12 protein-coding genes and 1 pseudogene are annotated in these 12,957 nt (G+C 38.2%); 9 read left to right on the top strand and 4 right to left on the bottom strand.

Features of this window, described 5'->3' with window-relative positions; genetic code table 11:
* Positions 1–3: 3 nt before the first annotated feature.
* Both P4S65_RS00065 and P4S65_RS00060 read right to left on the bottom strand, forming a co-directional pair.
* Positions 4–399: a hypothetical protein gene (locus P4S65_RS00065; RefSeq protein WP_096794134.1), complete on the bottom strand. Its 396-nt coding sequence runs from the start codon at positions 397–399 to the stop codon at positions 4–6.
* A 109-nt stretch (positions 400–508) separates the two neighbouring features.
* On the bottom strand, positions 509–1,378 hold the full coding sequence (locus P4S65_RS00060) for a CPBP family intramembrane glutamic endopeptidase (RefSeq protein ID WP_337119318.1): 870 nt from the start codon (positions 1,376–1,378) through the stop codon (positions 509–511).
* 522 nt (positions 1,379–1,900) lie between these two features.
* Between P4S65_RS00060 and P4S65_RS00055 the strand changes: the two genes are divergently transcribed.
* The 4 genes from P4S65_RS00055 (at position 1,901) to P4S65_RS00040 (ending at position 4,946) form a co-directional block, all read left to right on the top strand.
* Complete coding sequence (locus tag P4S65_RS00055) at positions 1,901–2,437, top strand: hypothetical protein (RefSeq protein ID WP_337119317.1); 537 nt, start codon at positions 1,901–1,903, stop codon at positions 2,435–2,437.
* Between the two features lie 123 nt (positions 2,438–2,560).
* Positions 2,561–3,142: a hypothetical protein gene (locus tag P4S65_RS00050; RefSeq protein ID WP_337119316.1), complete on the top strand. Its 582-nt coding sequence runs from the start codon at positions 2,561–2,563 to the stop codon at positions 3,140–3,142.
* A 122-nt stretch (positions 3,143–3,264) separates the two neighbouring features.
* A complete protein-coding gene (locus tag P4S65_RS00045) occupies positions 3,265–3,507 on the top strand; it encodes a hypothetical protein (RefSeq protein ID WP_337119315.1) in 243 nt (80 codons plus the stop codon).
* A 965-nt stretch (positions 3,508–4,472) separates the two neighbouring features.
* A complete protein-coding gene (locus P4S65_RS00040) occupies positions 4,473–4,946 on the top strand; it encodes a hypothetical protein (RefSeq protein ID WP_337119314.1) in 474 nt (157 codons plus the stop codon).
* A 538-nt stretch (positions 4,947–5,484) separates the two neighbouring features.
* Here the strand turns inward: P4S65_RS00040 and P4S65_RS00035 are convergent.
* Positions 5,485–6,519 carry an IS110 family transposase gene (locus P4S65_RS00035; RefSeq protein ID WP_337119313.1) on the bottom strand — a complete coding sequence of 345 codons (1,035 nt, stop codon included), beginning with the start codon at positions 6,517–6,519 and terminating at the stop codon, positions 5,485–5,487.
* 382 nt (positions 6,520–6,901) lie between these two features.
* Positions 6,902–8,056 carry an IS110 family transposase gene (locus tag P4S65_RS00030; RefSeq protein ID WP_033040661.1) on the bottom strand — a complete coding sequence of 385 codons (1,155 nt, stop codon included), beginning with the start codon at positions 8,054–8,056 and terminating at the stop codon, positions 6,902–6,904.
* Positions 8,057–8,202: 146 nt separating this feature from the next.
* On the opposite strand from P4S65_RS00030, the gene P4S65_RS00025 reads away from it, so the two are divergent.
* From P4S65_RS00025 to P4S65_RS00005, 5 genes and pseudogenes are all read left to right on the top strand, one after another.
* Positions 8,203–8,625, top strand: a complete 423-nt coding sequence (locus P4S65_RS00025; protein ID WP_337119312.1) for a bleomycin resistance protein — start codon at positions 8,203–8,205, stop codon at positions 8,623–8,625.
* Between the two features lie 163 nt (positions 8,626–8,788).
* On the top strand, positions 8,789–10,459 hold the full coding sequence (locus P4S65_RS00020; RefSeq protein WP_337119310.1) for an ATP-dependent nuclease: 1,671 nt from the start codon (positions 8,789–8,791) through the stop codon (positions 10,457–10,459).
* Between the two features lie 182 nt (positions 10,460–10,641).
* Positions 10,642–11,028 (top strand): hypothetical protein, encoded by a 387-nt coding sequence (locus P4S65_RS00015; protein WP_337119309.1) that lies wholly within the window; start codon positions 10,642–10,644, stop codon positions 11,026–11,028.
* 96 nt (positions 11,029–11,124) lie between these two features.
* On the top strand, positions 11,125–11,697 hold the full coding sequence (locus P4S65_RS00010) for a hypothetical protein (protein ID WP_337119308.1): 573 nt from the start codon (positions 11,125–11,127) through the stop codon (positions 11,695–11,697).
* 72 nt (positions 11,698–11,769) lie between these two features.
* A pseudogene (locus P4S65_RS00005) lies at positions 11,770–12,949 on the top strand (IS3 family transposase).
* Positions 12,950–12,957 lie beyond the last annotated feature (8 nt).

The raw sequence follows: 12,957 nt of genomic DNA, 5'->3' as shown, positions 1-12,957 counted from the left end.
TTATTAATAGTCGTAGGCTTGTCCGCTACATAAAACAGATAAGTCGCAATACGATACAGACGTTTCGCTACAAGAGTTAATAGTAAAAGCATTCCCGCCTCTATTCATAGTATCATTTTTAAGCGCGTCAATGGCGTGAGACTTAGCACGGTTATAGCTAATATTAGGCTTAGTATCATGATTTTTGTTAATACAGAACTGCCCTTCAACTCTACCTAAAAGTTTAGCGCCGCTCTCGTGCGCTTCTTGATCACTATAAAACTGTTGAAGATCTCCTCTAGCAACACGAGTACTGACTTGATCTGCTAAAATATCTTTAGTTATATTGGTGTGAAAGCGAGCTCCAGAACAGCCCGCTAAAATAATGAGTAAGCTTAAGGTTATTATGATTCGTAGCATATCTAATTGATCCATCAATTTATTAATTTTGTTAGGGAATAAAGATACTTATTTAATTTAATACGCGCAAGGCTTGTAGGTTAATAAATTGTTTGTTTTTGTAAGTAACTTAAACATCACTGAGCATAGGGTAAGTAAACAAAAAGAAGTGGCAAACGTTCACTAACCAATGGCATAAAATAGCCCATTCTAAACGCTGCGTTTTATAAAAAATATAGCCGTATCCTAAGCCTGCTATAAACGAGACCAGCACATAGTTAATGCCCCCTGCAAAATGTGCCAAAGCAAAAATACCAGCCGTAATTAAAGGAGCAAGTAGCGCTAAACGGGTTGGTGTAATAATTTGGCTAAGCTTAGTTTGCAGTAAACCTCGAAATAAAGCTTCCTCGGCAACACAGGTAAATAAAAGATTAATAGCAATAAAGGCTAACCAAAAGTCGGGCACTTTTGGGTTAAAGCTTACAAGTCCAAGCATTAAAGCCGCTATGAGCGTAGCTAAAACAGTAGCAATAACTATTAAAATGGGTTGTTTAACGTTCAATGGACCCGCTTTATTAGATTCTGCTTTTAAAGGCCTTTTATTTGAATAAAAATAAGCACAAAGAAATAACCCAGCCATAGCTTTATCAAAATTAGCATAAAGGGTAAAAGTAATCGCATCGCTGGTAATACGCTCGTTTATAACAATAGGGAGGTTACTAAAACCAGGCACCCAATGAAGTGCTAATGCTAATGAGGTAATAACAAAAACAGTACCTAATATAGTGCGTATTATTGCCCGCTTTGTATTTAGCGCACAGTAGTATAAAACAACGTAAAGCCCAGTGCTCAGCAGAGCATATAAATTTATATAACCTTCAGCATAAGCACTTACAACACTTAAAGCTACTAAGTAGTGCCAAAGGGGTTGTCGTATTATAAGAATATTGCAGCGAGAAAAAACGCATAATATTGACAATGCCAGAATATAAAAAGCCATTTATTTATCATTTTCTAGTGTTAAGTACTAAACAATAACGTGCAATTTTGTATTAATAAACCATTATATTTTCACTAATCGGTACTGTCATCGTTGGTGTGTGTTTATAGATTTAATGAACAGGCTTATCTTATTAAACAGACAGTAATGAGCGATAAGTAGCTAGGCAGTACTTACGTGTATGAAATTAAAATTTGATCTTGGTCAGCCTATAAAAAGCAACTGCCAAAGCAGTACTTGTTATTAGTAACACCGTCTTTTGTTATCAATTTAGTTGGTTGCCTAGGTTAATAAATGCTGTGAATACAGACAGTGATTGTTGTTTTGTCCAATATTACTGATCTCCACCATTTTGGTGTATTTCTACAATTATAAAAACCGGGTTGATATTAACCATTTGTTTACATGGAGTTATTTCGTGACTAAAATAGATGCAACGTAATATATGGACATTTGTCGGTTTATAAAACGACAAATGTCGTATACAAAATTGTTAGATTTTTATCGTAGTATGGAGTACTAATGAAAAATATATTTCTTGTAACTGGCGTGATTTTATCATCATTCACGTTGATTTCTTGTGGCGGTTCTGAAAATAAAACAGTTGAGACTGACACACCCAAAGAAAACTTTATAGCAAGCCTATCTAGCACTTCTTGGGAGCGAAACTGCGTCCCTGTATATAACGACTCAACTGTTGCTGCATACAATAATAATACACTTACTATAAATTCGTCACTACAATCGACATCTATAGTTGAGTTGTTTGATGCAACAGATACAGCTTGCGACTCAATAATATCTAGTCTCACTTATACTAGTCAGCTTGAGGTTTTAGATGCAACAATCAGTGAAGAAAGTATAGAAGCCTTTGGTCTGGATTCAGTTCCAATTGAAATTCCGGATAATGTTGAAATTCAATCCTCTTATACTTTGATTTATATCGATAGTGAAAGACTATATTTTGGTCAAAACTCTGGTTCAAATTTAGGTGAAACACCTGAAACAAGGCATTCATCTATATCTCTTGATGAATATTTTTCTAAAATTGTAAATTAAAAATCTAACAAGTTGCTCAAAAGGACTAAAACAGTTTGCTCGTTTTTTGCAAAGAACCGCAAAAAAGCTAGCCAACCATTTTAGCCTCTTAGCAAGGCGTTATGCCTCAAGGTAAACCAAGCTATGGAGAAGAGACCAAATAAATCTGAAGAGTTGTTTCTTACTCTTGGTTACAACCGATTCTACGATTTGTTCGATGAAATCATGGAAGATGAATTTTGGGAGAAGGAAGATTGGTACAGGTTCAGTAAAGTATCAAATATATTCGCTGTATATTCTGAGCTACTTACCTACGAGCCATTCAAGTATGTTCTTGAGGCTATAAAAAAGAAGCGCTCACCCATGGAATCTGAGATAGGTGGGCCTTTGTTTAAATTCGTGAGGAATGTCCTTGCTCACTTCCCTGTCTTCGAAACTTGGGATGAAGTCTGGGTAAGCAAAGAATTAGTGAATTGGCAGCGTGAAGGCCTCACTATTGATCGTTTTCTCAAGAAGTACTCAGGCCACGCTGAGGTTAAGTATAGATTCTGGGAGCCAGAGAAAAAGCGAATGACCTATATGAGTATCAATTTCCCCAAAAAATATGAACAGAACAAAGTTTACATTAAAGATATGGTCGCAGAAAAAGATGGTGTAAAGTTTTCGATTATTATGATGCGACAAATATTAAACACTCAAGTGGAGTCCGTCGGTGAAAAGGCATAACAAACCAAGCCAGCATGACGTATTTTTGCTGTCGCTTCGCTCCAAAACGCAAAAATCCGCCGCTGCTTAGGGGCGTTATATTTTATCGAAGCCTCGAGCATTAAATGGAATTGGAGAAAACTATGAGTTGGAAAGAAAGGTTAAAACTAAATGAGGGCGAAGAGCTTAAATTTATAAGTAAATTTGAAGCAGGTAACCTTGGTCAAAAAGAACGTTATAGTTATGAAATAGTGAATAGCCAAGGTGCTGTCACAGGGAAAGTAAAGTATGTGGAACACACTTCAATTAAAGCCCCATTTTCTGAAACGTTTACACTTCATCAATATGATCTAGATGAAAATGAAGTTCTATTTGAACGGTGGTAATTAAAATATAACAAGACCTTCAAACGGACAAAAAACAGTTTGCTGTTTTCACTTCGTTCAACATTTTAGCAAACAATTTTTTGCCGCTTAAGGTGGCGTTATAAGGCATTTCATTTAGAGTTTTTAAGTTGGTTTTGTCATGCCACAATCAGCGGTGTTTTTTGCGAAGTTTGCATCATCAACTTCGTGTTAAGTTTGCTAGAATTGGCTAGTTTTGCAAAGCCTAAACGTCGTTGCTTGCTGTGTTTTGCACTTCAAGTGCGGTAGCGTGTTTGAGAGTCCCAAACCGATATTCAGTTATCGATTTAAAATTAGTTTTCAACTTCGTTCGTCAATACGCTTCGTTGAGAATTAATCTTAAATTAAAAAGGTAAACCACATCGCATTGTGGTTTCCTATTGTAGGGTTCAGTTAAGCTGGCCTTATAACAAGCAATTTAACAGGACTAAAAACAGTGGTCACTCGTTCGTGCCTCACTCATTTTAGACCACTATTTTTAGCCAGTTAATGTGGGCGTTATAAGGCATTTTATTTAGTGTTTTTAAGTTGGTTTTGTGAAAGCTGAATCAGCAGTGTTTTTTGCGAAGTTTGCATCATCAACTTCGTGTTAAGTTTGCTAGAATTGGCTAGTTTTGCAAAGCCTAAACGTCGTTGCTTGCTGTGTTTTGCACTTCAAGTGCGGTAGCGTGTTTGGGAGTCCAAAACCAATATTCAGTAAACAATTTAAAATTAGTTTTCAGCTTCGTCCGTCAATGTGCTTCGTTGAGAGTTAATCTTAAATTGTAAAAACTTGTTATATCGAAATGTGATTATCAATTGTAAGGTTCAATTGCACTAGCTTTATAACAAGCAATTTAACAGGACTAAAAACAGTGGTCACTCGTTCGTGCCTCACTCATTTTAGACCACTATTTTTAGCCAGTTAATGTGGGCGTTAGGTTTCAGGTCAACCGTTGGAATAGTTCATGAATCTAATTGAAGCAAAGTATTTTAAGACTAAGTTTTGGTCAGAAGAACACCCTTGTATATATATTGATGGTGTTCGCTTGGATTCAATTATTAATCAGCTTAAACCTGATCAAGATTATCTTGGTTTAATACCAACGCTATTTTCAGCATTAAATCATGATGTCGAAGAAATGGTGGTTTGGGAAAGGGTTTTACCTAAGAATGGAACGGCTATTTTACCATTGTTAATGTGTCCTGATGATGTGGATCTATATTGCACTTTAATTGTCGTTGAAGTGCTTATAAAAGGAAATACAGTTATATGGACAAGATTTGGGTTAGATGATTCTTCTGATGATGATTATGTTCCTAGATGGCTGGGAACTGAAGTAAATTGGTTTGAAAATAGCCCTGCTTATGAATTTAAACTCGAAACATATAAAGCAATGCTAGATGTTTTTTCCAAAGAACGAGTTAAAAATAAAAGCTAAAAACCTAACAAAAATATGCACTGGGACAATTAAACGTCGGCCCGTTTTTTGCGAAAAAACAAAGGCTGCAAAAAGCAGTCCAACATTCAATAGCCCGTGATATGGGCGTTGGTATGACTTATATGGACGCTCCCTTGAAGTCAAGACGAGCCGATGTATAAACATCTAAGTTGGTGCTTTTATTCATTATCATGTATTCCATTTCGCAGTAATGATGCGTCACAAGCTTGCTAAAAAGCAAAGGTACTGACATATATTCGAGCTATGGTGTCATGATTATCATGCGCCATGCTCCTAATGAGCTTCGTACCAAGGGACCTAAAAAATATTCACCCAAACGAGATTGAATCTCGTGTCTTTATCTGGTTAACCTTGGTTAGCGTGCGCTTTTTATTTCATTATAAGTGAAGTACATACAGGATAAGCGTATGTTACGACTTAAGTGCCCAAACACCCACTCAGGTTTTAAAACCTATGTCATAATCAGGCTGTCTTAAGTCGTAAACTCGGGTGTGATTGGCGTGTAAAATACGCATAATTAAGCATCCTTGCGTGTATTTTGCACATACTGAGGTGAATAGAGGGTTTGCTTGGTCAGCAATACCCACATCAGTCGCGCCAATCTGTGCGCGGTGGCAACCACCACACAATTAAAGTGTTTTTTCTCGCGTAATTGATTTACCCATTGGCTTAGCGCATCTGTCTTATGGTGACTTCTGGCGATAATGGCGCGAGCACCGTGAATAAGTTGTTTTCGTAAGTAACTGTTACCGCGCTTAGTAATGCCTGACATTTTACTTTTATCGCCTGACGCGTATTGTTTAGGTGTTAATCCTAGCCACACCCCGAGTTCTTTTGCATTCTTAAATGCCTGACCGTTCCCGATTGATGCCGCATAGGCTGAGGCATTGAGTACACCCACGCCAGGAATGGAGTGAAGTATTTTAGCGTTTGTATCCCGTTCAACGTGTGCAGTAAGCATCGCTTCAATGGCTTTAATGCGTTTAACAAGGGTTTTGTACTCAGTGTAAATATCACTCACCATTGTGCGCAGTATTGGGCGAAGCTCAGAATCACTTTCTAACGCAATGAGGCCTTGCTCAAATACCTTCATACCGACAGGAAATACATACCCAAAATCGACCAATAAACCGCGTAACTGGTTGGTTGCAGCAATCCTGTTTTGCAGAAGCCGCTCGCGTATTTTATGAAGCGTGAGTATTTCTTGCTGAGCTTCGGTTTTAATAGGAACGAATTTAATATTAGGGCGTAAGCTTGCTTCGTAGATAGCAAGGGCATCGTTACTATCGTTTTTATTACCGCGAACAAAAGGAGTAACGTGTTGTGCAGGAATAAGGTCAACGGTATGACCGTAAGACGTAAATACTCTTCCCCAATAGTGAGAAGAATAACAGGCTTCCATCACGACGCGGCACGGTGGTGTATTTGCAATGAAGGCGTTGAGTTTAGGTCTGTTTAAGCGTTTATTGCACTCCCTTTTATGGTTAGAATTAAAGCCAGCGACTTGGAATACATTTTTTGCCAAATCAATTGATAATGTGCTAATTTTCATGGTGGACGTTCCCTTTAACTGAATGTGAGTTATAACCAGTTTGGCGCATTGACGCCGTTTTGGGGAGCGTCCATCTCATCACCCACTGTCAAGTTAAACGCACTGATCCCTGCCTAACTTTTTTAAGCCATAATTACTTTAGCTCGAATTAGAGCGAGTTAATACATAGGATGAAGCAAGTAATGTCGTCGGTTATCTTGCTGATATTCGTTGGTTATTACTATTTCTAGTAACAGAGCAGACCTTACTTATTTCGTCGTGGCACCTGTCTTCAGTCTATGTTCGTGGTTCAATGAAGCGTTAGCTACATTGCCATCCTAACGCCGTCGGTGGTTGTGCCACTCCCGATGCTTGATCCTATGCATTAACTCTAATTCGTTTATCATGCAGGTACTCTTGCCAATCTAAGTTTTGTATTTACTGGCGTTAGCACCACTTCTTTTGCAATTGCCCATATGTATGCAATCATTTCTCGAGCAATGGCGGTGACAACCAGGTTGTAATGTTTCCCTTTGGCTATCATTTTTTTATAGCGCTTGCAGAGCCTAAGTTGTGCTTTCCACGCAATATCAATAATGTCCTTTGGTAAACCCTCTTGTCGTTTTTGCATATCTGTCGATATATTTGCCGCATACCGATAAGTGTGTGCGCCTTCAACGAGAAGGCGCCTCGCTCGGCCGTTTCCGCATTTTGTGATGGCGCCAATATGGCGTTTGCCACCACTCGAGTGCTCACTAGGTACAAGACCAAGATAACTCATTAATTTGCGGGGGTGGTCGAAGCGCGATAAATCGCCAAGCTCAGCAACAACGCCGGTGGCGACCAACAAACGAACGCCACGCATAGCTTGTATTGCTTTTACTACAGGATAATAACGCCACTGGTGAACATGGTGTGTTAGTTCATTGTCTAGCCGTTCAAGTCGGCTTATTCGTTCATTAATTGTGTGTAAAAACTCTTGTAAGACGATGTGCTGCGCGGGATGTGGCAACACAAGCTCAGTGAGCCAACGTAAATGTTTTTGTGACCAATTTGCAGTGCCTCTGTAATTAATATTATTGCGAAGCAGCAGTGCCTTTAATTGATATTTAGCATCTTTTAAATCCTTCATTGCCACTTCGCGTGCGCGAGATAAATCACGTACGGCTTCATCTTCAGGCTCGGGAACATAAATAGGTGTTAAATCTTCAGATTTAAGTAATTTAGCGAGCTTAAGGGCATCACGTTTATCGGTTTTAATCTTCTCACCTGGCTTTTTGGGAATAAGAGAGGGTGCAACCACATAACAGCAATGGCCGAGACTGGTAATTAATCTGTAAATCCAATAACCACATGGGCCAGCTTCATAAACAAAATGAAGTGTTGCGCCAGGGTATTTGGATTCAAACTGACGAACAAGCTTTTGAACAGCCACTTTGGAAGACGAAACTCGGCCAAGATGAACGGGTTTCGCACCTCTATGTTCTTCAATATAGGCGACTTCATTGAATTCTTTATGTGTATCAAGACCGATAAAAAGTATGCTATGTTTATTCATGTTAGCCTCTGCTGTTTAGTTAATTGACAAACTAATTATGGCTCTGGCTTTGAATTAAGCTAACCCACGAAAAGCGGAGGCTAACACCGTGTGGGAGTCATTATGTCTATAACGCAGTAGAGTTCATCACACATATTAAGGATTGTATGGAAGAATATTGGAATCCAATGGTGCCAGAATTATCGGTATCAGACTTCTCAAAATCACTGAATTTTTACTGTGAAATCTTAGGGTTTAAGGTTAGAAGTCAAAGAACAAAACCAGATTTTGCTTACATCGAATTTGAACAAGTACAAATCATGTTGGAGCAAATTCATGATAGCGGTTGGGCTACAGGAAGCTTAGAAGCGCCGTTCGGGCGTGGTGTAAATTTTCAAATTGAACTATCGAACATCGAACCTGTTTATAAACGTCTCAAGTTAGCTGGGATATCATTGTTCAAAGAACAGAAAGATACATGGTATGACGTTGGCCATAGCCTTTCTGGGCAGCGCGAGTTTTTAGTGCAAGACCCAGATGGTTACCTCTTGAGGTTTTCGCAATATCTTGGTGAAAAGTCTAAGTCATGAAAGCAGCGTTATAACAAACGCTTTAAGACGGATTCGCAACGCTCGGCGTTTTTAGTTTGATTTGGCTTTTGTGTTTACGGTGTAATAATTGAGTCTTGTGGCATCGTTGCTCACCACTTAAGCGGGCGTTACATTGCATCGAAATATGGAGTCTCCTCGTTAAATGGAAATAATTAAGTCTGTTCAGATTAGAAAATTTCGTTCATTAAAGTCAGTAACCAAAAAATTGGATTTTTCAGACCTTAATATTTTTGTAGGACAAAATGACCAAGGAAAATCGAACTTGTTGAGAGCATTAAACCTTTTCTTCAACAATGAAACGGATTTAGATACTCGCTTTAGATTTTCAGAAGATTACTGTTATCACTCAAATACTGGCAAGGGTACCAGAAATGAAATTAGGATAGATTTAGTCATTGAGCCACCTAAAAAACGTTTTAAGCATGCAAAGCCGTTAAGGTGGACAAAACGGTGGAGAAAAGATGGATCGATCATTGAAGAAAGAAAATATATAGAAAGTGGTAATGAAGTACCTTCTAGAGATGGCGTGTCACAATGGCTAGATAAAATTAGGTATAGATATATTCCTGCGATAAAGGGACAAGATTACTTTTCAGCTTTAATGGGGGAACTTTACGATGTATTGAATGAAGCTTATGCAGATATTTTATCTACACAAGGTGAAGAGTTCATAAGTGGAATCCAAAACATAACTAAAGGCATAACTGAAGATTTATCTGAACAAATTGGGATTTCAAATACAATTCAAGTTCCCTCGGATTTTAAGCAGTTATTTTCTAATCTAGATTTTGGTGTTCGACTAAGCGGTAATACTTACCACTTAAAGCAACGTGGTGATGGAATAAAAATTAGACATATACCTGTGATTTTAAAATATATGTCAGAACAAGAACGAAGTATATCAAGGGCGGGTTATGTTAAACCCGATACTATTTGGGGCTTTGAGGAACCTGAAAATAATCTAGAATTAAGATACGCCTTTGAGTTAGCTAAAACATTTAAAGAGTACTCAAAGGATATTCAAATTTTCATTACAACTCATTCTCCTGCATTTTATGCACTTGATAAAACTGATGGCGATAATGTAAATACGTTTTATATTTCACAAGGCGAAGATAGCTGTACTCAGGTTGATGTTGTTTCACATGAGAAAACCAATGAACTTCATGAAAGTATGGGATTACTTCCAATTATTACTCCTTATTTGACTAAAATATATGAGCATCAAAGCGAAATTGAAGACTTAAAGTCTAAGTTAATTCAACTTGAAGATAGTGTACGTTTTGTTGTTTTAACAGAGGATGAAAAGCATGAGCATGTTATTTCATATTTTAAAGCGCAAGGTTGCAATGCAGAAGTAACTGAATTTTACTCTTATCTTGGTGCCAATCAAATAAGCTCGGCGCTCATTCTAGGAAAATATTTAAAAGATAAAAGACCTGATATACAAGTAATTATTCATAGGGATAGAGATTATCATAATGATAAAGACATAGACTCTATTAGAAGTAGAGTCGAAAAAAGTGGTTTCGTTTTTTTCGTTACTAAAGGTGTAGATTTAGAATCAGAATATATTTGTCCAAAACATATTAATGCTTTATATCAAGAAATTTCAATAGAGAAGGCTGAAGCACTAATCAATAATGCTACATTAAAAGCGAAGGATGCTTCTATAGATCGGCTAATTGATCATGATCTTAAGAGCAATAAGCCTGAGCAATCGGCTTATGCAAAACAAATTCGATTACTGAATAAAAAATATGAGGATAACGTAGAGCGCTATAGATATGGAAAAAAGTTTTTGGTGAATTAAAGTCTGAGATACAAAGAACATTAAAAACTAATCCAGATTTATTTAAAGAAACTGAATTTATAAAGAATGAAGCCCTAGTCGAAATATTTTTAGAATAGCAATGTAACAAGCCACTTCACACGGAAATTTTACTCGCTTCGCTCCCAAAATTCCGGTGAGTGGGGCGTTAGCAGGCAAGGAATATGCGAGCCACATTTATCGATTCAGAAGGTCAATATTTAGAAGCTACCGTTAAGGTTGGTGATATAGAATTACGCGTTATGGATGAGTTTGGTGGCTCTATGTTGGCGGCCGATACAGAAATTGAATTAGATATATTTGTTGGTTTAGCTTTCGAAGACGAAAGTTGGGAATCAATGTTTAATTCAAATCCAGATTGTAAAAAACAGTTAGTGCATCAATCTGGTTGGTGTTATCGCGCTTATGGCGTTGTTACGCAAATTCAACCTGATGTACTTGTTGATGTGGGCTTTACTACTTTAGAGGCTCCAATAAGTACAAATGATATAAATGTTGTTGGGGTTCCTGTAGCATTCACTATTAAAAGGCTTGGTGCTAATGCCAGCTAACAAGCTAATTAATAAGGACAAAAAAACAGTTGGCTGTTTTCGTTCCTCAACATTTTAGCCAACCACTTTTTGCCCATTATTAGGGCGTTACATTTCTTGAGAGGGATTAGTGGTCAACTTAAAGGATTTTTAAAACACGTTGATGTGGCGCACTTACACGATAAGATCGGTAAATTTCGTGACTTAGATTTCAAACGAATGTCATATCAAGATGTGCAAAAAGCTATCACTGAAGTGATCACTTTTAGTACGCCGAATGGTGATATTTCGGTATTGACGCCTATGAATGCTAGCTATCCTGCGGGTACAAGGTTTTACCGGGTGAGAGCACTACCTGATGACGACCGAAAAATTCCGCTTCGAACTATGTCCAAGGTTTCTGATTGTTGGGAGCCTCCTGAACATATAGTGAAAGCAGGAAGGCTAAACCGAGACAATGAAGCTTTGTTGTATACAGCGCCTATGTCTCCTTTTGTTGCTGTAGAGGAAATGAAAATTCCAGATGGTGTGTTTTTTTCACTTATTGTGTATGAAGCGCTAGAAAAAATTAATGTAACCATGATTGGGGCGCAGCCAAACACTGAGGGCCTAGATGCAGATGAAGTGTTCAAGTGCAAGATGATTCAAGATTTTTTGAAGCATGAATTCATAAGGGATGTCGGTGTGTAGTGGTACAGTGATTTTGGCCACCCATTAAGAAAGAAATGTTATGCTAATAAGCATACAAATTTGGGTGAAAAAATGACGAAATTAAAACGCGCAACATATTCAGCGGCAATTAAATTAGAAACGGCTCAGCTTGTAGTAGACCAAGGTTATACGCAAGAAGACGCAGCAAAAGCTATGGGGGTGGGTAAATCAACCGTAAGTAAATGGGTTACTCAATTAAAGCTAGAACGCAATGGTCAGACACCCACAGCTTCACCAATGACGCCCGAACAAATTGAAATCCGCGAACTTAAAAAGCAAATCCAACGCATTGAATTAGAAAAGGATATATTAAAAAAGGCTACCGCTCTCTTGATGTCCGACTCCCTGAACAATTCTCGTTAATCGAGAAGTTAAATCAACGAGAGCGTTATCCAGTTAGTCTGCTGTGTAGCGTATTCAATGTGCATCGCAGCAGCTATAAGTACTGGGCCATACGGGATACAGCGCCGACACCTGAGCAAGCAAGATTAGAGGCTGAAGTAAAAGCAATACATGCGATGAGTGGTGGTTCAGCAGGGGCACGGACAATCGCAGCGATAGCAACGAACAATGATTTTGAATTGAGCCGTTATCGTGCAGCTAAGCTAATGGTTAAATTAAAGCTCGAAAGCTGCCAAGTACCTCAACATTCATATAAACGTGGTGGTAATGAACACCTTGAAATCCCAAACCTGCTTGATAGACAGTTTGATGTTGTTGAGCCGGATACCGTGTGGTGCGGTGATGTGACGTATATTTGGACAGGCAATCGCTGGGCTTATTTAGCCGTGGTTATTGATTTATTTGCACGCAAAGTGGTTGGCTGGGCAATGTCGTTGTCACCAGATACTAATTTAACGCTAAAAGCGCTTGAACTCGCATATGAAAGCAGAGGGAAACCGACAGGACTCATGTTCCATTCAGACCAAGGTAGCCATTATACAAGTTTAAAATATCGTCAACGTTTATGGCGCTATAAAATCACACAAGGTATGAGTAGACGTGGAAATTGTTGGGATAATGCGCCAATGGAGCGATTTTTAGAAGCTTTAAGACGGAATGGATGCCAAAGATTGGATATGGAAACTTTATAGACGCTAAATATAGCGTGAGTGATTACATAAATGGATATTACAACAATGTTAGGCCGCATCATTATAATGCCGGTTTAGCACCAAATGAATCTGAGGTTAGATATCAAGATTCTAAAACTGTGGCCAAAATTAGTTGACCACTACA

Origin of the sequence: Pseudoalteromonas sp. B131b, assembly GCF_037162545.1 — a bacterium.
GTDB lineage: Bacteria > Pseudomonadota > Gammaproteobacteria > Enterobacterales > Alteromonadaceae > Pseudoalteromonas > Pseudoalteromonas fuliginea.
The sequence above is the reverse complement of the archived record's forward strand: the minus strand, read 5'-3'. Positions and strand labels throughout refer to the sequence as shown.

Excerpts from the sequence above, each read along its gene's own strand:
- P4S65_RS00065 (WP_096794134.1), bottom strand. The coding sequence starts at position 399 with ATGCTACGAATCATAATAACCTTAAGCTTACTCATTATTTTAGCGGGC.
- P4S65_RS00020 (WP_337119310.1), top strand. The coding sequence starts at position 8,789 with ATGGAAATAATTAAGTCTGTTCAGATTAGAAAATTTCGTTCATTAAAG.
- P4S65_RS00035 (WP_337119313.1), bottom strand. The coding sequence starts at position 6,519 with ATGAAAATTAGCACATTATCAATTGATTTGGCAAAAAATGTATTCCAA.
- P4S65_RS00040 (WP_337119314.1), top strand. The coding sequence starts at position 4,473 with ATGAATCTAATTGAAGCAAAGTATTTTAAGACTAAGTTTTGGTCAGAA.
- P4S65_RS00055 (WP_337119317.1), top strand. The coding sequence starts at position 1,901 with ATGAAAAATATATTTCTTGTAACTGGCGTGATTTTATCATCATTCACG.
- P4S65_RS00045 (WP_337119315.1), top strand. The coding sequence starts at position 3,265 with ATGAGTTGGAAAGAAAGGTTAAAACTAAATGAGGGCGAAGAGCTTAAA.
- P4S65_RS00050 (WP_337119316.1), top strand. The coding sequence starts at position 2,561 with ATGGAGAAGAGACCAAATAAATCTGAAGAGTTGTTTCTTACTCTTGGT.
- P4S65_RS00025 (WP_337119312.1), top strand. The coding sequence starts at position 8,203 with ATGGAAGAATATTGGAATCCAATGGTGCCAGAATTATCGGTATCAGAC.
- P4S65_RS00030 (WP_033040661.1), bottom strand. The coding sequence starts at position 8,056 with ATGAATAAACATAGCATACTTTTTATCGGTCTTGATACACATAAAGAA.
- P4S65_RS00060 (WP_337119318.1), bottom strand. The coding sequence starts at position 1,378 with ATGGCTTTTTATATTCTGGCATTGTCAATATTATGCGTTTTTTCTCGC.
- P4S65_RS00015 (WP_337119309.1), top strand. The coding sequence starts at position 10,642 with ATGCGAGCCACATTTATCGATTCAGAAGGTCAATATTTAGAAGCTACC.